Annotated in this window: 14 protein-coding genes and 3 pseudogenes; 10 read left to right on the top strand and 7 right to left on the bottom strand. The window is 70.1% G+C overall.

Annotated features, from left to right (window positions below):
• Window positions 1-243: 243 nt before the first annotated feature.
• From ACIRQP_RS02490 to ACIRQP_RS02500, 3 pseudogenes are all read left to right on the top strand, one after another.
• A pseudogene (locus ACIRQP_RS02490) lies at window positions 244-391 on the top strand (hypothetical protein); the annotation flags it as partial.
• 72 nt (window positions 392-463) lie between these two features.
• Window positions 464-649, top strand: a pseudogene (locus ACIRQP_RS02495) (DUF6185 family protein); the annotation flags it as partial.
• Window positions 650-733: 84 nt separating this feature from the next.
• Window positions 734-1,054 (top strand): annotated as a pseudogene (locus ACIRQP_RS02500) (zinc ribbon domain-containing protein); the annotation flags it as partial.
• Between the two features lie 142 nt (window positions 1,055-1,196).
• Here ACIRQP_RS02500 and ACIRQP_RS02505 read toward each other — a convergent pair.
• From ACIRQP_RS02505 to ACIRQP_RS02515, 3 genes are all read right to left on the bottom strand, one after another.
• The gene (locus tag ACIRQP_RS02505; protein WP_403882219.1) at window positions 1,197-1,739 is read right to left on the bottom strand and encodes a hypothetical protein; all 543 of its coding nucleotides are present in this window, start codon (window positions 1,737-1,739) and stop codon (window positions 1,197-1,199) included.
• Window positions 1,736-3,256: a sensor histidine kinase gene (locus tag ACIRQP_RS02510; protein WP_403883259.1), complete on the bottom strand. Its 1,521-nt coding sequence runs from the start codon at window positions 3,254-3,256 to the stop codon at window positions 1,736-1,738. Before ACIRQP_RS02510 ends, ACIRQP_RS02505 begins: the two co-directional genes overlap by 4 nt.
• Window positions 3,257-3,459: 203 nt before the next feature.
• On the bottom strand, window positions 3,460-4,149 hold the full coding sequence (locus ACIRQP_RS02515) for a response regulator (protein WP_403882222.1): 690 nt from the start codon (window positions 4,147-4,149) through the stop codon (window positions 3,460-3,462).
• Window positions 4,150-4,573: 424 nt separating this feature from the next.
• Here ACIRQP_RS02515 and ACIRQP_RS02520 point away from each other — a divergent pair, with 424 nt between their 5' ends.
• The 3 genes from ACIRQP_RS02520 to ACIRQP_RS02530 all read left to right on the top strand — a co-directional run bounded on the left by ACIRQP_RS02520 (window position 4,574) and on the right by ACIRQP_RS02530 (window position 9,555).
• Complete coding sequence (locus ACIRQP_RS02520) at window positions 4,574-5,314, top strand: DUF3152 domain-containing protein (protein ID WP_403882225.1); 741 nt, start codon at window positions 4,574-4,576, stop codon at window positions 5,312-5,314.
• A 445-nt stretch (window positions 5,315-5,759) separates the two neighbouring features.
• The gene (locus ACIRQP_RS02525) at window positions 5,760-8,501 is read left to right on the top strand and encodes a glycoside hydrolase family 97 catalytic domain-containing protein (RefSeq protein WP_403882228.1); all 2,742 of its coding nucleotides are present in this window, start codon (window positions 5,760-5,762) and stop codon (window positions 8,499-8,501) included.
• A gap of 454 nt (window positions 8,502-8,955) precedes the next feature.
• Window positions 8,956-9,555 carry a hypothetical protein gene (locus tag ACIRQP_RS02530; protein WP_403882231.1) on the top strand — a complete coding sequence of 200 codons (600 nt, stop codon included), beginning with the start codon at window positions 8,956-8,958 and terminating at the stop codon, window positions 9,553-9,555.
• A gap of 177 nt (window positions 9,556-9,732) precedes the next feature.
• Here ACIRQP_RS02530 and ACIRQP_RS02535 read toward each other — a convergent pair whose 3' ends face one another.
• The 3 genes from ACIRQP_RS02535 to ACIRQP_RS02545 all read right to left on the bottom strand — a co-directional run bounded on the left by ACIRQP_RS02535 (window position 9,733) and on the right by ACIRQP_RS02545 (window position 14,225).
• A complete protein-coding gene (locus ACIRQP_RS02535; protein ID WP_403882234.1) occupies window positions 9,733-10,821 on the bottom strand; it encodes a WxL protein peptidoglycan domain-containing protein in 1,089 nt (362 codons plus the stop codon).
• Window positions 10,822-10,896: 75 nt separating this feature from the next.
• Window positions 10,897-12,873 (bottom strand): fibronectin type III domain-containing protein, encoded by a 1,977-nt coding sequence (locus ACIRQP_RS02540; protein WP_403882237.1) that lies wholly within the window; start codon window positions 12,871-12,873, stop codon window positions 10,897-10,899.
• A 134-nt stretch (window positions 12,874-13,007) separates the two neighbouring features.
• The gene (locus ACIRQP_RS02545; protein ID WP_403882240.1) at window positions 13,008-14,225 is read right to left on the bottom strand and encodes a HupE/UreJ family protein; all 1,218 of its coding nucleotides are present in this window, start codon (window positions 14,223-14,225) and stop codon (window positions 13,008-13,010) included.
• Between the two features lie 176 nt (window positions 14,226-14,401).
• Between ACIRQP_RS02545 and ACIRQP_RS02550 the strand changes: the two genes are divergently transcribed.
• Window positions 14,402-15,073: a hypothetical protein gene (locus ACIRQP_RS02550; protein ID WP_403882243.1), complete on the top strand. Its 672-nt coding sequence runs from the start codon at window positions 14,402-14,404 to the stop codon at window positions 15,071-15,073.
• 124 nt (window positions 15,074-15,197) lie between these two features.
• On the opposite strand, the gene ACIRQP_RS02555 is transcribed toward ACIRQP_RS02550, so the two are convergent.
• Window positions 15,198-16,079, bottom strand: a complete 882-nt coding sequence (locus ACIRQP_RS02555) for an alpha/beta fold hydrolase (protein WP_403882245.1) — start codon at window positions 16,077-16,079, stop codon at window positions 15,198-15,200.
• 282 nt (window positions 16,080-16,361) lie between these two features.
• On the opposite strand from ACIRQP_RS02555, the gene ACIRQP_RS02560 reads away from it, so the two are divergent.
• The 3 genes from ACIRQP_RS02560 to ACIRQP_RS02570 all read left to right on the top strand — a co-directional run bounded on the left by ACIRQP_RS02560 (window position 16,362) and on the right by ACIRQP_RS02570 (window position 20,771).
• Entirely contained in the window at window positions 16,362-17,942 is a 1,581-nt protein-coding gene (locus tag ACIRQP_RS02560) for a hypothetical protein (protein ID WP_403882248.1), read from the top strand.
• A 184-nt stretch (window positions 17,943-18,126) separates the two neighbouring features.
• The gene (locus ACIRQP_RS02565) at window positions 18,127-19,434 is read left to right on the top strand and encodes an AAA family ATPase (protein WP_403882250.1); all 1,308 of its coding nucleotides are present in this window, start codon (window positions 18,127-18,129) and stop codon (window positions 19,432-19,434) included.
• A gap of 131 nt (window positions 19,435-19,565) precedes the next feature.
• The gene (locus tag ACIRQP_RS02570) at window positions 19,566-20,771 is read left to right on the top strand and encodes a VWA-like domain-containing protein (RefSeq protein ID WP_403883262.1); all 1,206 of its coding nucleotides are present in this window, start codon (window positions 19,566-19,568) and stop codon (window positions 20,769-20,771) included.
• Window positions 20,772-20,832 lie beyond the last annotated feature (61 nt).

Here is a 20,832-nt window from a genome sequence, read left to right on the forward strand (position 1 = left end):
GGGTGCGCCGAAGCCGTGGGGCACTGCGTGGCTGACGCAGTGCACGGTGGTGAAACCCCGCGTGATGTCGGAACGCACCAGGTGAAAACACGTACCCCACGAGTTTTCCAGGGGCGCGGCATACGGGCGCGGAAGCGAATGCGGCCGAGGCGCGGCCGAGGCGGCAATTCCGTCCGATGAGGGCGGCGACTTCGCCGATCGCGCTCCCGAGGCACCACGGGCAGCGTCTTGGCCCTCCTCCTCATGGGGTCGGTGGCGACCGGTTGGCGGCTGGCCCGATCGGCCGGGCTGATCCGCCCGACCGTGCCCAATGCCCGGGGCCGGCCGCCGGAACGACGCGAACTTTCGCTGCGCCATATGGCACCGTTGGTCGGCCTCGCCGTCGTGGTCATCGGTCTCGGCGTGGCGCTCACCCGGGAACGGGACTGGCAGCGCGCCTCCTGGCTGAGTCTGCGCCGGATTCCTACTCGGTGCGCTCTGGCGCCGGCTTCCCGGACGCCGGGGCCCCATACGGAGCCTCCCGATCGCGGCTGCCTACGCCCTTCCCATCCCTCTTCTTCGGAGGGAATCCCCGCCTTCGGGCGGGGAGGGAATCCGATTCTGGGTCCGGAGGCGCGGGGCGCTGGAGTTCTCTGCCCCTTCGTCGTGAAGGTCAGGTGGGCAGCTTCTGGTTCTCGATGTAGTCCTTCACCACTTGAAGTGGTGCGCCGCCGCATGATCCGGCGAAGTGGGACCCGACCAGCTGGGCAACTTCCTGCCCAACGGGGCCGGCTCGAAGGCCGGGCTGAACCGCTCGATCGCCGATGCCGGATGGGGGGTGCTCCTCGCGATCCTGAACGCCAAGGCTGAAAGCGCCGGACGGGGAGTGATGGCCGTGGACCCCCGCAACACCTCCCGGCGGTGCCCCGCATGCGGGCACACCGCCACGGAGAACCGGCCCACACAGGAAAAGTTCCACTGCCTCTCGTGCGGCCACAACGCGCACGCTGACACAGTGGGAGCGATCAACGTTCTACGGGCCGGGCTGGTCCGTCGCGAAGCCCAACCGGCATAGCGAGAAGCCACCCCCTTCAGAGGGTGGAGGAGTCACAGGTGCCGACGCCATCGGCAACGGGATCACGGCCACACGCATGGGCCGGCCGGCGCCGTCGGCTTCTACCGGTGGAACGCTCAGGGGCATGGGGCGTCCGACTGCGTCATCGTCCATCCGTTCCCGAGCACATGGACGTTCCTGGGCGTGGGGGTTTTTCCGCCTGGCCGAAAGCAGCCCCGGACGCACTGTCCTGGTTCGCCTCGAAGGGCTGGGGGGCGAACGGCGCGTGCACGTCGGCCACCGTGCACGCCAACTGCAGCATGGCCACTCGGCTGAGGGGAGTGACCTCCTTGGGGAGGCGGACGGAGAAGGTGTTGTCGCTGCCGAGCGTCACCTCCGGCGCCGCCGTCAGACGGGGCAGCTCCGTGGTGGCCGTCGCGGCCTCGCTCGCGGTCGGTCCGCCGAACAACGAGTTCACGACGGCCCCGAAGTCCCCTGGGTCGTCGATCCTGCGGGAATAGGGCGTCAGATCGCCGTCGCGCAGGAAATAGAAGGGGATGGCGGCCGGCACCGCCGACGCCGGAGGTCGTATGCCGCTCGCCGGTTCGCCGGCCTGGATGACGTCGGACGGGGGGACGCCGCACGCCGCCAGTGTGAGCGCGGCCGTGACCCCGACCAGCAGCGCCGGTACGCGCGAGCCCGTCACCAGGCACCCGCGGTGGCGTCGTCGGTGGCCGCGGAGTCGCGGTTCAGGGGGAGTTCGACCGTGAACGCCGCGCCGCCCCCGGGCAGGTTCGCCGCGCTGACGCGCCCTCCGTGCAGGTGCACGTTCTCCACCGTGATGGCCAGACCCAGCCCGCTGCTCTCGCTTCTGGTCCGTGTGGTGCTCGCCTTGTAGAAGCGTTCGAAGATGTGGGGCATGGCTTCCTCGGCAATCCCCGGTCCGCTGTCGGTCACCTCGATGACGGCCCACGCCACGTCCGCTCGCTCCTTCCGCACACCCAGGGTCAGCCGCACCGGCGGCGCACCGTGCCGCAGGGCGTTGCCGACCAGATTGGCCACCACCACGTCGAGCCGGCGCGGATCCACACGCGTCCTGAGCACGCCCGGCGGGGGCAAGCGCGTCTCCACCTGGCCCTGCCATCCCCGAGAGGCGAGGGTGCGCTGTACGGACTCGGCCAAGTCGACCTCGTCCAGGTTGAGTTCGACAGCGCCGGCATCGAAGCGGGAGATTTCCATCAGGTCTGTCACCAGCCCGCTCAGCCGACTGGTTCCCTCCGTGATGAGCCGCAACGCGTCGCCGGTCTCCTGGTCCAAGTGCAGTGCGTTCTCGTCCAGCACGTCGGTGACCGCGGACATCGCCGCCAGCGGCGTCCGCAGTTCATGGGAGACGTCCGCGGCGAAGCGGCGCGCCTGGGCCTCCAGGCGGCGCAACTCCGCGACCGACCGTTCCAGCGCGGCCGCCGTGTCGTTGAAGGATCGCGAGAGGTCGGCCAGTTCGTCGGAACCGTTGACGGCCAGCCGGACGTCGAGATGCCCTTCGGCCATCCGACGCGTCGCCCGGCGCAACGCCCGCACGGGACGGAGTACGCCGCCCGCGGCCAGCAGCGCCAGGACGACGGCGAGGCACAGTGCCACCAGGGTGGCGCGCTCGATGCCGCTGACCATCGCCCTGACGTAAGCCTCTTCGGTGTTCTGCGGCACCACCAGGTACATCACCATCCCCGAGAGCCTGGACTCCGTGCTTTCACCGGTGGTGTCGTCGTACGTGACCGGCATTCCGACGACGAGATAGGGATGACCGTCGGCGTCCACCCGCTGGAACACCGCGGCGCGTTGGGTTCCTACGGACCGGCGCAGTTGCGGGCTCAGCTTGTCGAAGTCCGCACTCGGCGCGTAGGCGCGGAAGCTGCCGTACGTGGCCAGTACCCGCCATCCCTGTGACTGGTTGGCGTGGAGCACCTGGTTCACCGCCACCTGCAAGTCCGACTGGCTCGGCGCCGTGGGTGTGTAGACGGCCACGGCGTCGACGCTGGTCCGGAACTGCCGGATGACGGAGTCCTGGCTCTGCTGCAGCACCCCCGTACGCGCCTCCCGGAAGGCGAGGGCTCCGGTGCTCAGGGCACTGACCACGGCCACCAGGGCGAAGGCCACCACCAGGCGGGAGCGCAGGCCCCGCAGCGGGAGCGGGGCCTTCGCCAGGACCGTCCGAAGGAACCGCACCGGCCTGGGGCCCTGCCCGGCCGCGCCCTGCCCGGCCGCGCCCTGCCCGGCCGCGCACTGCCCGGCCGCGCACTGCCCGGCCGCGCACTGCCCGGCCGCGCCCTGCCCGGCCGCGCCGGCCTCGCGTTGCCGTGCGGCCTTCTGCGATCGTGTGGCCTTCTCTGCCCGTGCGGCCTTTTGTGCCCGCACGGATCTCCCGCTGTTCACGGGGAACCGAAGCGGTAGCCGAAGCCGCGTACGGTCTGGATGTACCGGGGATCCCCGCCCAGCTCACCGAGCTTGTTGCGCAGTCGCTTCACACAGGCGTCCACGAGCCGTATGTCGCCGTGGTAGCTGTGCTCCCAGACCGCTTCCAGCAACTGCTGGCGGCTGAACACCCGGCCGGGCGAGGCCGACACGGTCAGCAGCAGCCGAAGCTCGGAGGGGGCGAGCGCGACGGGTTCACCGCGGTAGGTCACCACCAACCCGGCCCGGTCGATGACCAGCTCGCCGTGCGACTCCGCCCTGGGCCGGACGCCGCCGGAGACCGACGCGTCCTGCCTGCGCAGTACGGCCCGTATGCGCGCGTCGAGCACCCGGGCCTGCACGGGCTTGACCACATAGTCGTCCGCGCCGGCCTCCAGCCCCACGACGACATCGATGTCGTCCCCCTTGGCGGTCACCATGATGATCGGCACCTGGTCGCGACCCCTGATCCGCCGGCATACGTCGAGGCCGGACATGCCGGGCAGCATGAGGTCGAGCACGACGACATCCGGGCGGAAGGGGCGGAGCTGTTCCAATCCCTCTTCACCGGTTGCGGCGGCGAAAACGTCATGCCCCTGATGTCGCAGCGCCAGCTGGACGGCCTTACGGATATCTGAGTCGTCTTCGACAATAAGGACTCGGGACATGCGGACAGTATGCACAGATCGCATTTCATGACTGTCTGACTAAAGGCCTCTCTCGGGAGCTGTTACAGAAGGATCGCAAAGGATGGGGGCCGAGGGGGATACGGAAGGCTGGTGGGCCGGTTCGGCGGTGGGCGCGAAGTGGGCGGCGAAGTGGGCGCGAGAGTCACTGAAAACCACTCGTTATTCTTTCGTGACCATCCGATCCCATGGCGATCATCTGAAATGACCAGTTTGAGCTGCCATGCATTCGGCACGAGAGCGGGAATCCGCACCTCCCACCGGCAGCGCCGTGGCCCACCGCGTTGGCCGGCAGCAGCGGTCCTCCCGCCGTGGTGGACGTCACGGGCCCTCCCACCGCCGGGGCCGTCCGCGCCGCCGGGTTCGTCCGCGCCGCCGGGGCCGGAGCCTTCTGGTCGGCACGCTGGTGGCCGCCGGCCTGCTCGGCTCCGTGACGTTCTTCCTGAACGGCGGACGAAGCGACGCGTCGAGCGGTGCGCCGCACCCGCGGAGCACGGTGCGCATCACCCCCACACCGACCCCCACGCCGACCCCGACCCCGACCCCCACCCCGACCGCGACCAAGATCGACGTCCCCGCGACAGGCAGCGGCACGTTCGTCACCGCCCGTGCCAGTGGCGCGAAGGTCGGTCACGGTACGCGTCTGCTCCGCTACGTGGTGCAGGTCGAGACCGGGCTCGACGTCTCGCCGACCCAAGCGGCGAACGAGATCGCCGACATACTTGCCGCGCCCCGGGGCTGGACTCACAACGGGATCTCCTCGTTCCAGTTGGTGAGTGCGGGGGAGCCCTACGACCTCAAGGTGAAGATCGCGACACCGGGAACGGCGGACGCCCTGTGCTGGGAGGGCATCCACCAGGACACCGGAGGCGAATACAACTGCGAGATTCCCAACGGGGTGGTGGTGAACCTGAAGCGCTGGGCCGAGGGCTCGCCCACGTTCGACGGTCCGATCCATGACTACCGGGCACTGATCATCAACCACGAGATGGGGCACTTCCTGGGCCACACGCACACGACCTGCGCGGGTCCCGGACAACTGGCCCCCGTGATGATGCAACAGATCAAGGGCCTGCACGGATGCATCGCCAACGCCTGGCCCTACGACAAGAGCGGTCACCTCGTCTCCGGGCCGAACGGGTCGTGAACCGGCGGCGAAGCCGACTCCCCTGACGTCGCGAGGCCGGGGGCGGTCGGCCCGAAAGCCGTCGTTACCGACGATCCCCAGGTGCCGGGCAGCGCGGCGTCCCGGAAGGACTCGACCGACACGGTCCACGCGGACTCCGTCGCCACGCTCACTCCCGAGCAGAAGAGAACTGGACCGGTTGCTCCGGAACGGCCGACACCCTAGGGTCTCCGGCCTCCGGTCCGGTCGCGGTCCGCATGCTCGGCATGGTCTGCGCGTTATGGATTCTGTTGGATTCTGTGCGACGGCCCCTGGCGGATCCGGTGGATCCCGGCGGACAATCCGCAGCACGGGCGCCCCTTCAGGCTCTGCCCCGTCGTCTTCAACTCGCGCCCCGTGTTTGCCCGGTGGGTCCGGCTCCGGCCGCACCCACGACCGCTCCGCTCCCGAGTGAGAGGGACAAGCGATGACGAACAGCAGACCGAGTTCAGCCAATCGATCGCGTGCCGCGTGTGCGACCGCGCTCGCGGGGGTGCTGTGCCTGGGGACCCCGGCAGTGGCCCAGGGCGACGCGAGCGACACCCGGCCCGGCGTCTCGGTCCGGGCCGACGGCTCCGCCTGGACCGTGTCCCGTGGCGGGCCCGCCGCCGCCGTACGGCTCGACCCCGCCGACGGCTCCGTCACCCTCGCCGTACGCGACGGGAGCCGCACTCTCGTGGAGCCCTCGCCCATCGGCATCGTCACCGAGGACGCGGACCTGACGCGCGGGCTGCGCTTGGTGGACCGTAAGGACCGTCGTATCGCGGAGCGGTACACCACCGTCGTCGGCAAGGAGCGCCGTCGCACCGTCGACATGGCCGAGTCGCGCTTCACCCTGCAAGGGGCGGGCGGGGCCCGGGTCGACCTGGTCGTGCGCGCGGCCGACGACGGAGTCGCGTACCGCTACGTACTCCCCGGCGACAGCGGCGACGGCGGCGACAGCGGCGACGGCGGTGACGGTGGCTCGGGCGCCGTGCTGCGCGAGGCGTCCGGCTTCGTGCTGCCGGGCGACGCGCCCGCCCGGCTGAGCGACTACTCGGTCAACTACGAGCAGCCGTACGACGGTACGACCGCCGCCGGGGCGGAGAGCGGACAGTACGCCTACCCCGCGCTCTTCCAGGTGGGCGACGACCATGTGCTGCTCTCCGAGGCGGACGTCGACGGCCGCTATCCCGCGAGCCGCCTCGTGCACACGGCGGGCAGCGGCCGCTACGACGTGGCGCTGGCCGACCCCTCCGTGCCCGTACCCTCCGACGGGCCGCTCGCGACCCCCTGGCGGACCGTGATCGCGGGCGATCTGGCCACCGTGACCGAGTCCACGCTCGTGGACGACCTGGCTCCGCCCTCCCGCGTCGCGGACACCTCCTGGATCCGCCCCGGCACGGTCGCCTGGTCCTGGCTCGCCGGCTTCGGCGCGGCGCAGCGCAGCCTGGAGACGCAGCAGCGGTTCGTGGACTACGCGGCGGCGCACGGCTGGGAGTACTCCCTGGTCGACGACGGCTGGAAGACCACCGACTGGATGCCGCAGCTGATGGAGTACGCCGAACGGCACGGCGTGGGCGTCCTGTTGTGGATGCACTGGACCGATCTCGACACCGCCGCCGAGCGCACGGAGCAGCTCGACAAGGTCAAGAAGTGGGGCGCCGCCGGACTGAAGATCGACTTCATGGACTCCGACTCGCGCGAACGCATGGGGTGGTACGACGAGATCCTCCGGGACACCGCCGCCCGCGAGCTGATGGTCAACTTCCACGGCTCGACCCTCCCGCACGGCATCCAGCGCACCTGGCCGCATGTCATGACGATGGAAGGCGTGCACGGCGCCGAGCAGGGCGATGTCCAAGCCGACGACATGGCGACGCTGCCCTACACCCGCAACGTGGTGGGCTCCATGGACTTCACCCCCATGGGCTTCCAGTTCGGGCAGCGCAACAACACCGAGGCCGCCGAGCTGGCGCTCTCCGTGGTGTACGAGTCCGGTTTCCAGAACTACGCGGGCAGCGTCGAGGCGTACCGGGCCCGGCCCGAGGTCGCCCGGTTCCTCGATCAGGTCCCGACCGTCTGGGACGAGAGCCGGCTCGTCGCCGGTGCGCCCGGAGAGGGGGCGACCTTCGCGCGCAGGAACGGCGACCGGTGGTTCCTCGGCTCCGTCAGGGCGGGCGACGCGGGTACGGAGCGGGTGCCGTTGACGTTCCTGGGACCCGGTTCGTGGCGGGTCGATGTCGTGCGGGACGGCTCCGACGGGCTGGTCGGGCACAGCCAGGTGATGGACCGTCAAGACGCGATCACGGTGCCGGTGCCGGCGGACGGAGGCTTCGTCGCCCAGATCTGCCGCGCCGTGCCGGGCCGCGAGAGCTGCGACCGGCCCGTGGACGCGGTGCCGGTCGGCACCTTGTCCGTATCCCCCGGGATGGCCGACGCCCGGCCGGGAACGACGGTCGACGTCGAGGCGAGCTTCGTGCTGGACGAGGCGGGCCCCGCTGAGGACGTGACGCTGAGCGCCCGTACCCCCGACGGCTGGGCGGTCGACGGCGCCGGCGCGACGGCGGACGAGCTGGCCGACGGCGCCGAACTGACGGCGTCCTGGCGGGTCACGGTCCCCGTCGACCCGGAGTACGGGGCGACGGAGATCCCGGTCACGGTGGCCTACCGGGACCCGGACGCCCGGCGGGGCGCGCCGCCGCTGACGGTCGAGCGCACGGTGCGTGTCTTCGTGGCGCGCGCGGGCATCGTGTACGTCAGCTCGTTGCCGTTCGTCTCCGAGACGAACGGCTGGGGCCCGGTCGAGCGAGACCTGTCCAACGGCGAGAACGGCACGGGCGACGGCGGCCCGCTGCGGCTCGGCGCCGCGACGTACGACAAGGGGCTCGGGGTGCACGCGCGGTCCGAGGTGACCGTCGATCTGAACGGCGCGTACGACCGCTTCGCGTCCTGGACCGGCATCGACGAGGAGAAGCCGGACAAGGGCTCGGTGGTCTTCGAGGTGATCGGCGACGGCCGGGTCCTGGCCGTCAGCGGTGTGCTGGGGCCGACGGACGCGGCGCACGCGTTCGACGTCGACGTGAGCGGGGTGCGCCGGCTGACGCTGCGCGTCACGGACGGCGGCGACGGCATCGACTCGGACCACGGGGACTGGGCGGACGCGCGACTGCGGGAGAACGAGGCGTAGGGCGTGTTGTAGAAGTCTCTTCTGCCGGGCGGCGTCCGGCACCGGAGCTCGACCACGGCGGGCCGACCCGGCTGCCCTGCCCCGGCCCGCGTCGCCAGCCGGGGCAGAGTTTTGAGTGGCTGTTCGAGTGGCTGGGAGCGCAAACACAGCGCGATGCCGAGCGGCAAGGCGTCTCTTTTCTGTTTGTTGCCATTCGACCAATTCCGCTCGCATTCCGTCGACGGCTGACTTCGTTGCCGAAAACACCGTCGAAAACACCGGCGAAACGGATAGGCATCTCGTGGACCTCACGGCAATGCGAGAGGATTCGTTTGCGGTTCTACCCGAAGAAATTATTCGGAGATTTGACCGGTACTGTCGTGAGCGTGCAGGCATGCGTAACGGGAACTGGCCGGTCGTTTTCGTGGTAGAGTCTTAATGAATTCACAGGACGCCACGAAAAAAGGGGAATGGCGTGAATACCGAGAAGGCTACGGCTCGACGTCTTACGGCCGCGGAGGTTTCGGAGTTGGGCCTCCAGGACGGCATCTTCGTCTCGGCAGAGATGGATGGCCTTCCTCTCGACTGCTACGCCCCGGCTTTCCTTACGGAGCCGGGTAAGAATTTTGAGGGAGGGTCCTTCACCGCGAGGACGATCTTCGGTGAGGAAATCCGTGTTCTCCCGGACAATGCCGAAGAGCGCGGGATCTGGGTCGCCGACGAGGCGGGGGAGGAAATCGAGGTTCTCCAGAGTGCCGGCGTCCTCCTGAACCTCGCCCTCTTCGTGCCCAACGGGAACAAGGAATCTCTGGAGTCGCTCTACTCCGCCGCGCGGGACGCGTTCGGCGTGGGAATTGTTCAGCGCTGGAGCGAGGAAGTCGTCGCGGTGCCGGACGTGAAGGTCGACCTGTTCGAGGAGCCGACCCGGGGGCGGAAGAGCGCGAGCAGCCAGAACCGCGACCGCCGCGCCCTGGACATCTACCCGACCCGGGTGCGGTTCCTGGAGCCCAGCGATGGCTGGAGGTTCATTGTCGAGCCGCACAAGGAGGTCGTCGATGACACACCGACGATCTGACCCGAAGACAGGCCCTAGAGGATACGCCGGCGGTACAAACCCCCCTCCCCGTGGCGAATTCAAGGGGGAGTAGCAACCTGCTGGTCCAGCGGCTGTTGTCGGCGGCTGTTGTCGGCGGACCGAACAAAACGCTCGGCCGGGGTCTCCCAGCCGAGCGTTTTGTTCGGTCCGCGCCGGTCAGCTCTGCCGGTCCCGCTCCTTGTCGCGGAGCGCCTCCTCGACGGCGTCCTGTACGCGGGCGTCCTCACGCACCTTGCGACGTGCGCGGGCGCGGCGGGTGAGGATGAACGCACCGACGACGGCCGCGAGCAGTACGACGATCAGCAGCAACAGCGTCCATGGGACGGCCCAGCCGTGCGTGGTGGCCTCGACCGGCTTGAGCGAGGTGGTGGAGCCCGACGCGTCGGTGAGCAGGGGCGTGAGGGTCGCGGTCGCGGCCAGGCTGACTCCGGGCGCCACGCCGTGCACGGGCACCTTCACCTTCCAGCTCTCACCCGGAAGCAGCTCCGGCGGCGGGGCGATGTCGCCCGCTTCGGTCCGCAGCCACCCGAACGGGCCCGAGACCGACACCGTCTGCCGGCCCGACAGAAGGGCGTTGCCCGTGTTGCGGATCGTGTAGGTGACGGTGGCATCGCCCTTGGCGAACGGGTTGTAGGTGCCGCCGTAGTCCACATGGAGGTCCTCGATCGCGAGCTTCGGCTTGAGCTCGCCACCGACCCGCAGCTTGACCCGGATACCGAGGCGCCGGTCGACGTTGATTCCCTCGGCCTCGTCGGCCTGCTTCAGGGAGGTGAGTATGCCGCCCACGTAGTCGCCGGGTGTGGCATTGCCCGGAACGCTGACCGTGAAGGGGACTTCGGCGGACTTACCGGGCTTGATCACGACGCTGTCGCGGCCGGCGTGAGCCCAGGCGCCGATGCCGACGGACTTCTTGTCCTTGGTGAGCAGGTCGAGTTGGCCCGTGTCGGTCGTGAAGCCGTCGGCGGCGTAGACCGTGAGTTCGAGCGGGGACTTGCTGTGGTTGGCGACGACCATGGCGTCCTTGACCTGTCCGCCGGGGTTGACGGCATAGCTGTAACTGGACCGGTCGTCGCCGTACCCGTTCGCGGCCGTCCTGACCGTCCAGGTGACGTCGCCGTCGCCGTCGGCGGCCTGAGCGGGGCCGACACACAGGCCGGCGATCGCGAAGGCCATGAGCAGGGGCAGGGCGACGGTACGGACGAGGGCGGTGACGCCGGTCTTCCGGCGCGTTACGGGCGTGAGCATGTCGGGGTTCTCCTGGAACGGGAGGCGGGGCAGGTCACCCGAAGGCGCCTGCCCCGCCGGGTGGAACGGGTCAGATCAGCTGCTCAGCGCAGTGATCGTGAGAGTGGCGCGGTAGCCACCCTTCTCGACGCTGTCCGGGATCTTCAGGCCCAGGTCAGCGCCCAGCTTGGCGGTACCCCGGGCGTGGCCCTGCTCGGCCGAACCGAGGCCGCGCGAGACGGACAGACCCTGGCCCTGGTCGTCGTAGCCGGAGGCGACCGAGGCGCCTGCCTCGGAGCCCGCGCCGTTCGCGAGCACGCGCGGCTTCCAACCGAGGTAGGAGCCGGAGAACGTCTTGCCGGCGTCCTTGAAGTCACTCACGTTGGCCGAGATCGACCAAGGAGCGAGCGAGCGGCGGCTGTCCGAGACGACGATCGGGTTGATCTTGCCGTTCGCCTCGAAGTGGGTGCCGTCGGTCTCCTCGGCGGTGCCGAGGTCCACCAGGCCGTTGTAGCCGTCGATCGTCCAGCCGAACTCGCCCGGGGCGGCGTTCGGCACGTTGACCTGCAGGTCCTGACCGTCACCGTGGAACGGGTGCACCGTGACCTTGTCGACGAGCGAGCCGACCGGCTGGTCCTCAGCGGTGTTGTTGCACCAGTTGCCCTTCTCCACCGCGGCGTTCGGAGCGGCGCAGGTGCCGCTGCGGACGTTCTCGACGACGAGCTTGTCGTTGCGCACCTGGACCTTGACGTAGGTGCGGACGTGCTCCTGGTTCTGGACCGAGTTGTACCAGTAGCTGTCCGGGTTCAGCGGGTCCGCACCGTTGCCGGCGCCGCTCGTACCGCTGTTGTCCGGCTTGGTGATGTCGTAGTACTTCGAGCCCGAGGCGGAGTTCCCCGTCACGTAGAGGACACCACCCGGACCGGCGTACACGTCGGAGGCACCGGGCTGCTCGGCCGGGTCCGCCTTCTCGCCGTTCTTGATCAGGTAGCTGCGGGAGTAGCTGTGGTCGTGGCCCTGCAGCACCAGGTCGACGCCGAGCTTGGAGAAGGTGGTCGGGAAGTCGACGCGGCGGGTCTTGTTGTCGGAGTCCTGGGCGTGGTCGGCCGGCGAGTAGATCGCGTGGTGGTAGGTGAGCACCTTCCACTTGGCCTCGGCGCCGTGCTTGTTGATGATGTCGGTCACGTAGGCGAGGTGCGCCGCGTCACCGCCGCCGCCCTGGGAGGTGGCGTAGCTGTTGCTGTTGAGGTCGATGAACAGCACATCCTTGTAGATGTACCAGTAGTCACCGCCGGACGAGGTGCCCCCCGGGTTCCCATTGGAGTAGTACGGGGCCGAGCGGTCCGTGTTCGGGGTGGAGAAGTGCTGCTCGTAGGCCTTGCCGCCGACGTCGTGGTTGCCGATGGTGGCGGCCCACGGGTACTGGCGCAGCTTGTCGGGTGCCAGGAAGGAGTTCCACTGGGACTCGTTGTTCGCGGTCTCGACCTGGTCACCGCCCGACACCAGGAGTTCGGCGTTCGGGTTGGCCGCGAGGGAGACGTCCACGGTGTCCTGCCAGCCGGCCTGGTCCTTCGCCAGATCGCCGGACGAGCCGATCTGCGGGTCGCCGTAGAACAGGAAGTCGTAGTCGCCTTCGAAGTCCTGCGTCTTGAAGGAGTACGCCGAGGACCAGTTGCCCTCGGTGCCGACGCGGTACGAGTACTGCGTGTGCTCCTTCAGGCCGGTGATCGTGGCGTGGCGGTTGAAGCCGCCGCTGGTGGCGATGTTCGCCCCGCCGATGGCGTCGAAGGTGGCGGCGCCGGGCCCGAACTCGCCGTCGACGAGCTCCGCGGTCGGGGCGACCTGGAGCTTCTGCGCGGTGTCGGCCGAGGAGTACCAGGTCACCGTGCGCTGGGACTCGTTGGCGCCTACACCGAGGATGACGCCGGTGAGCGAGGTGGGCTCGGCGGCACCGGCGGGGGACGTCATGCCGCCGCCGAAGGCCACGGCCAAGCCCAGGAATGCCGCTGCGGCCCCGGTGGCCACACGGCGTCGCGCAGGCCCGGAAGCCTGCGCAGAAGGTCTGAATCTCATTATTTTACGTTCCTTTTACCCACATGGGTGGATGTATTGGGAATCAATAACTTCTCGGCCCTTGGTGAACCGCACGCGAATGCGACCTTCGCGCAGGCTGAACTTCTGGACTTCCTCGAAGGCGTGCGCCGGTCTCACAACCCGAACAGCCGTTGCGTGAACCACACCAGCCCCATGGCGCACACACCCGCGGAGATCACGCCGGTCGCCCAGAGACCGGCTGCCGGCGCCCGGCGCCGCACCACGGTCAGCAGCGGGAAGACCAGGGCGATGATCGCCAACTGCACCGCCTCGATACCGACGTTGAACACCAGGAGAGACCACAGCAGGGTCCACGAGAACGCCTCGTCGATTCCCAGCGCGCCCGCGAAGCCCAGGCCGTGCACGAGGCCGAAGCAGAACACGACCACGAGCCGCATCCAGCCCGCCCGGTCCAGGCTGAAGTGACCGCGCCCCGCCGTCCCGTCGAGTTCGAGGTCGGCGGCGTGGCCACCGCGCCGCCGGATCTGCCAGAGGTACCAGCCGGCCACCACGGCGATCGACAGCGCGATGACGGGCTCCACGACCCTCGACGGCACGTCGACCAGACCAAGGGCGGCGAGCATGAACGTCACCGAGTGCGCCAGGGTGAAACTGGTGGCCGCGAGCACGATCTCGCGCAGACGCCGTGACCCGGCGATGAGCGCCAGCAGGAACAGGATGTGGTCGATGCCGCTCAGCAGATGCTCGGCACCCAGGCGGAAGAACTCCCAGAACCGCTCGTACCACGACTGCCCCATCGAGAAGGACGGATGACCGGCGTCGAGTGCGGCGCTGCCGGTGCGGCCGTCGATCTCGTAGGTGACGATCGTCTTGGTGCCGGTGACGTAGGTCTCGGCGTCGGGGAACAGAGCGCTGCGCACTTCGCGGTTGTCGCCCCCCTCGGGACAGGACCAGTCGAGCAGCAGATCGGCGTACGGCACGCCCTCCCGCCGGCCCATCGTCAAGTCGCCGACCCGGGTCGGCGCGCAGGCCGCGCCGTCCGAGGTGACCGAGAAGCGCTTGGTGACATACGAGACGGCCGACTTCGCGTGGGCGTTGAGCGCCGCGGCCTGTGCGTCGGTGTCCCCGTCCTCGAACGCGGCGTTTCCGGTCCGGAAGAGAGGATCGTCGTCCTCGGAGTCGGCGGCGGATACGACGAAGAGGTCGTACTCAAGCCCCAGTTTCGTCCGTATATGACCTCCGTCGCCCGAGGAGACGTCGGCGTATACGGTCGAGGTGAATCCGTGGGCCTGCGCCGACGGACCGACGCTCAGGAGAGCGATCACCGCGGCGGTGACCCCGACGAGGGCGCGGCGGAGGTGTCGTGACATGTGGCTGGCTCCTTCAGGTTGCCAGTGCACGGTGCATGTCACGGGTGAACGCATCCCGGCCAATCGGCGAAGAGCGGAAAAACAAGCGCGAAGACGACACCCGCGAATGAAGGAGTCAGAACCCGGGATAGGAGGATGTAGGCGCACTATCCACCACCACTCGGAGGAAGATCGCCTTGCGCTCCCCGCTTCGGGCCGTCGCCACGCTGGCCGCGGCCGCCGCGCTGGTCACCGGATGCAGCTCCGGCGACGACTGGTCACGGCCGCATCCTGAGCCCACCGCCATCGGCACTCTCGGCCGGGGGTTCGTCGACCCCTCCGCCTCCCTCGTTCCGGAGTCGACCGCAACGCCGCGGCCCGGCTCCTGGACCGGGGTCCACCCGTCCAAGGACTACCGCGTGGTACTGCTCACCACGGGTGACGACCGTCCGACCAAGGCCCTCGTGACGGCGGTCGAGGGCTGGGCCGAGGAGGAGCACGTCGACCTCAGAACGGTGGTCGCCGATACCCCTCACGACTTCATATCCAGCATCAGCAAAGCCATGGAGATGCGCCCCGACCTCATCGTCAGCGCGGGCAACGACCTCGTCGACCCCCTCGCGATGGTCACCCCCAACCACCTGTCACAGCCGTTCCTCGTCGTGGGGGCGGAGCTGGCCGAGCCCACCGGCAACGTCACGGCGGTCGACTGGTCCGGGGCGTCGTTCCGCGGCGAAGGGCTCGGCGCGTCCTCGACGTACGACCCCGACTCGTTCACCACCGAGCGCTGCGCGGCCGCCATCAGGGCCGGCGTCGCGGCCGTGCTCAACGACCTGACCGGGATCGTGATCTGGCTCGACAAGGTCTAGAACCCTTCGTTTGGACGAAGGGCCCTAGGTGTCGAGTCCCAGCACCTTGATGAGGCCCACGCCGCCACGCGGGCCTCTGATGCGCAGTTCGTGCTTGGTCAAGCCTCAGGACACGCCCCAGCACTCAGCCGCTGTGCGATTCCAAGGCGTTGATGATCTCCGGCCAGAGCTCGCGGGGGCGGTCGTGGCCCATGTGGGGAATCAACATGAGTTTCGAGCCTCGCACCAGCTCTGCGGTACGTCGCCCACCGCTGGGATCGATGAGCGTGTCGTCGAGGCCATGGACCACCAGGGTCGGGACCCGGAGCTGCCGGAGAGCGTCAGCGCGTGAGCCGGCGAGGATCATTGCCGCGAGCTGGCGTGCGACACCGGCCGGGTAGTACGCGCGATCGTAGCTGTTGGCGGCCAGTTCGCGAACGGCTGCGGGGTCGCCGTAACGCTTGGAGACCCACACCAGCTCCCTTTCCGCCGCCGCGATGTACCCCTCGCGGTCCGATGGCTTCGGGCTGGAGATCACCGCCTGGGCCTCGGGGCTGGGCTGACCGTATTCGGTTTCGCCGGTCGAGGACATCATCGACGTCAAGGACAGCACCCGCTCGGGCTGGGTGACTGCCATAATCTGAGCGATCATGCCGCCCATCGAGGTTCCGACCACATGTGCTCGTTCGATGCGGAGCGCCGTGAGCAGACCGAGGCCGTCGTCGGCCATGTCCCGAAGGGTGTACGCAAGCATCCCCAGGGCGGAGGGAATATCTCCCGAACTCACAGCGGTGATGAACTGGCCCATGTCGACGGGATGATCGTCGAATTTCGTGGACAGCCCGCAGTCACGGTTGTCGTACCGGATCACGTGGCGGCCACGCTGCGCCAGCGCAGAGCAGAAGTCGTCATGCCAGGCGATCATCTGAGCGCCGAAGCCCATCACCAGCAGGACAGGCGTGTCGGAGGGGTCACCGAAGGTCTCGTACTCGATGGACATCTCGGGCGAGACTTCAACACTTGGCATGGCTGGGAGTGTCCATCAGCGCTGGTCGGAACGCACCCCATTATGAGAGGCGCCGAAGCCCTGCCCGCGACGGTGCGGCAGGCCATGCCGGTCCACACGGTCCGTAACGGGCGGCGAGGGCGGTGGTCGCCGCGCGACTCCGGGCGTTGCGGCATGTGTCGAGGAAGGGCGATGGGCGGTCGAGGGGGACTGACAGATCCTCAACGCGGTGCTTATGATGCCGGGGATGAAGAACTACTCCTCGTACAGATCGGGGGAATCATTCGCGCAAGGTGATTGCTGATGGCACATCACTTCGCGAATGCGATTCCGACCCACCTGTTGATGTGGCAGCGCGTGCGTGAGTACGCCGTGCCACCGTCCATGATCGAGACCGCGACCGCACGGCGTGCGGTGGGTGACTGGGCCGGGGCGTGCGCCGCCGCCCGGGTCGACATCGATCTCGATCTGCGCGCCGCGTGTGACCGCCACGGCACCGATCTCGTCACCCGTCTTCGTGCGGATCTGCGCCGCCTGGCTCCGGATCTGCTCCGCTGGCACATGCCCCGGATCGCCCCCGACGGGCGGCTCCGCGCCGGCCTCACCATCTCCCTGGCCCGTTACGGGAGTTCCGGAGCCACGCCGCTGCATCTGGTGGTGCGGACACCGCCGGCCTGGGCGGACGCTGGACAGCGGATATCTCTGGCTCTGTGGGAGGAGTCCGGGAACGCCGCCCCAGGGCACCTTCCGCATCCGCGCCCGCACCCGCATCCGCACCCGCGTCCCGACCGGCGTTTCCGGCTCGACCTGCACCGGCATCTCTGGGACTCCGAGCGGAGCGGCGAACTGGCGTGGCGGTGCGGTGCGGGCGAGGCGCCGTCCATGGTGCCGTCCGACCGGCCCTACGCATTCGCCCGGCCCCACGCATCCGACCGGCCGGACCGGCCGGACCGGCCGGACGTGCCGGACCGGCCGGATCGGCCCGCCGTCCACGATGACTCGTGGGCGTTGGCACGTTGGGCCGCCGAGGCGGAGTTGCTGTTGCGGGCCGAGGCTCGCGCTCGCGGGGCCTTCACCGTGCGGCTCGGTACGCGGAGCCGCGCCGTGCTCGAACTCATCGCCCCCGACGACAGCCACGCCCCGACGTTCCGGCCGCTGCGGGAGACGCTGCCGCGGCAGGAGGTCGCGGCGCTTCCGGTACTGCCGGAGGCGGCGGCCCGGGTCCTGCCGGATCTGGAGCTGCTGCGCGCCGGGCTGGTCGCGACCGATCGCCTGCACCCGCTCGTCGCCACAGCATTGGCGGCGTTCGGCTCAGCGGCGTCGTCCGGCTCGGGTCCGGCGACCGGCCCCGCCCTCCAGCCAGGTGATCCGCACCGGGTGGAGTGCCGGGGTGAGGTCCATCGGATAGCGCTGCGGGACGGGACACTGTCAGCGATCGATCACGATCCGGCACAACTGCGCCGGGAGGAAATGCTGGTGGCCCTCGGCGGGCCCGCGCCGGCCTGCCTGCGGGCCATCGACGAGGTCCACCGTGATCCGGAGGCACTGCCCGCGGTACGCGAGCGGCTGGGCCATGGCGACGTCGCCGGGGCGCTGGCCGTGGTCGAGGGGCTGCTCGGTCCCGGTGCGGTCCTGCGCGACGGGCCGCTGCGGAAGGAACTGGAGTCGGCTGCGGCCCGCCGCGTCGACCACGGACTCTTCCGCTCGGGGTTGGTCGCCGTGCACCCCGGTGCGGGTGGGGCAGCGGGCGGAAAGGACTCGGACCTGAGGCCCGCGGAGGCGGGCCACCGCCCCCGGCTCGACCGCCGTACGCCGCCCGCTGTGCGCCTCAAGCAGAGCAGCCGGGCCCGGCCCCGTACCGGCCTGAACTTGAGTACCAGCTGACCAGTTGACCGGCTGTCCCACCTGAGTCCCGTGCTCGCGCTGCGTATTGCGCGGTACGCCCACGACAGCCGTACGCCCACGACAGCCGTACGCCCACGACAGCCGTACGCCCACGACAGCCGTACGCCCACGACATCAGGGACGGGCCGCGTCCCGTTCCTCCATCCCACCCAAGGTGATGCCCATGACCTCCAGTACCCTCCTGCCCGCCCCGCTCCCGGCCCTCGGCGCTCCCGCACCCACCCCCGCCGGCGCACCCGGAACCGGCACCCAACTCGCCGTCGCCGACGACCTCCTGGCCCTCCTGCGCACGACCACCACCGAGCCGCGCCCCGACGAGCAACTCGAAGCCCTCACCCTGGCCGTCGCGGCCGACCTGCCCGTGCTGCTCTGGGGCGAGCCGGGCATCGGCAAGACCGCGGCCCTGACACAGCTCGCCACTTCCCTCAACCTGCCGCTGACGACCGTGATCGCCAGCGTCCACGAGCCGACCGACTTCTCCGGGCTGCCCATCGTCGGCGACGACCCGGCGGTGCAGGGGGTGCCGATGGCGCCGCCGCAGTGGGCCGTGGAACTGGTGCGGGCCGGGCGGGGACTGCTCTTCCTGGACGAACTCTCCACCGCCACACCGGCCGTCCAGGCCGCGCTGCTCCGGGTCGTCCTGGAGCGGAGGGTCGGTGCGCTGCAACTGCCGCCGGAGGTACGGATCGTGGCCGCGGCCAATCCGAGCGCGTCGGCGGCGGACGGGTGGGAGCTGAGCCCGCCGCTGGCCAACCGGTTCGTGCACCTGTACTGGGTGCACGACCGGGACGTGGTGGTGCGCGGACTGGGCGGGGTCTGGCCCCGGGCGGAGCTGCCCCGGCTGGTGCCGGAGCGGTTGCCGGAGGCAGTGGCCTTCGCCCGCCGCGCGGTCTGCGGATTCCTGGAAGCCCGGCCGACGCTGATCCACCGGCTGCCCAGCACGGAGACACGGCGCGGCGGTGCCTGGCCCTCGCCCCGGAGCTGGGAGGCCGCGTTGGCCCTGCTGGCCTTCGGCACGGCGGCCTCCGTCTCCCGGGAGGTGCTGGCACTGCTGGTGCGGGGCACAGTGGGGGACGGGCCGGGGCTCGAACTCCTCGCCCATCTGGACCGGATGGACCTGCCGGACCCGGAGTCGCTGCTCGCCGATCCAGCCTCCGCCGAGCTGCCGGTACGGGGCGATCTGCGTCAGGCCGCGCTGGAGGCGGTGGTGGCCGCCGTCGGGTCGCGGCCCGAGCGGGCGCGGTGGGAGGCGGGCTGGGCGGTGCTGGTCCGGGCGCTGGAGACCGGCGCCCCGGACCTGCTGGTCGCCCCCGCGAAGACGCTGGCCTCGCTGCGGCGCGACGACTGGGAGGTGCCGGCGGCGGTGGAGCGGCTGGTCGGGGTGATCGGACTCGCCCGACGGGCGGACCGGTCGGTGGGGCGGGTCGCGGCGGCGGCCGACGCCCGGCGCGCGACGGGGGTACGCCGATGACGCGGGGCGCGAGGCACCCGCTGCCGCGCCCGATGGCCCGGCCCGCGCCGCCGCGCCCGGTGCGGGCCACCGTGCCGAAGCCACCGGCAGGCTCCGGCACTCCGTACGGCCCGCCCGGTCTACCGCTGGACATGGAGAAACTGCTGGCCGCCCGGCTGCACGCGGTGAAGGTCCGTCCCTACCTGGCAAGCGCGCTCTTCGCGCTGCACGTGGTGGAGGACCGGTCGGTGCCGACGATGGCGGTGGACGCGCACTGGCGCTGTTACGTCTCCCCCGGCTTCGTCGCGCGCATCCCGGTGGAGGAGCTCGCGGGCGTCTGGGTGCACGAGGTCTCCCATCTGCTCCGGGACCACCACGGGCGGGGCGAGCGGTATGCGCGGGAACACGAGGAGTACGGGCCCGGCGCGCGGCTCCGGCGGAACATCGCCGCCGACTTCGAGATCAACGACGACATCTACGGTGACGGTCTGCCCCTGCCCGCCGGGGCGGTGCTGCCGTCTCTGCTGCGGCTGCCCGAGGGACTGCTGATGGAGGAGTACCTGCGAAGGGCGTCGATGTCAGGGCTCACCGGGGACTTGGCGTGGCTGGACTGCGGCAGTGGCGCCGACGGGCAGGGCCGACCGTGGGAGCTGGGGCCCGACGGGGCACACGGGCTGAGCAGGCAGCAGCGGGACGCGGTCCGCTTCCGGGTCGCCGAGGGGATCAGGGGGCGGCCGGGCGAAGCTCCGGAGGGATGGCGCCGATGGGCCGACGAGGCGTTCCATCCACCCCAGCCGTGGCGGCGATTGCTGGGGGCGGCGATCCGCTCCGCCGCAAGTACGCCTGGGGCGGGCGAGAACCACAGCTACCGGCGTCCGTCCCGTCGCTCGGCCAGCGTCCCGGGAGTGCTGCTGCCGAGCCTGCGCCGTACGCCGCCCCGCGTCTGCGTCGTGATCGACACCTCCGGATCGGTGAGCGACGCCGAGCTGGGCAGCGCGCTGCTGGAGGTGGCGGCGATCTCACGGGCGGTGGGCGGGCGGCGTGACCTGGTCTCGGTGATCTCCTGCGACGCGGCCGCCGGGGTCGCCGTCCCGCTCTGCCGCGCCGAGAACATCGAACTGATCGGCGGTGGAGGAACGGATCTGCGCTCCGGCTTCGTCCGGGCGCTCCGCTCCAGGCCCCGCCCGGACGTGATCGTCGCCCTGACGGACGGCCAGACACCGTGGCCCACCGGGCAGCCGCCCTGCCGGACCGTCGTCGGTCTCTTCCCTCGTCCCGTCCGTGCCGCGGAAGAAGAGAACCCCGGCTACGTCCCGGACACCCCGCCGCCCTGGGCGCGTGTCGTCACCATCACCTGAGAACCGGGCAACGCCCGGATTGTTTCAGCGGATGCCGTAAGCCCGGTGGTACGGCAATCCC

This window comes from Streptomyces sp. NPDC102274 (assembly GCF_044766385.1).
Taxonomy (GTDB): domain Bacteria; phylum Actinomycetota; class Actinomycetes; order Streptomycetales; family Streptomycetaceae; genus Streptomyces.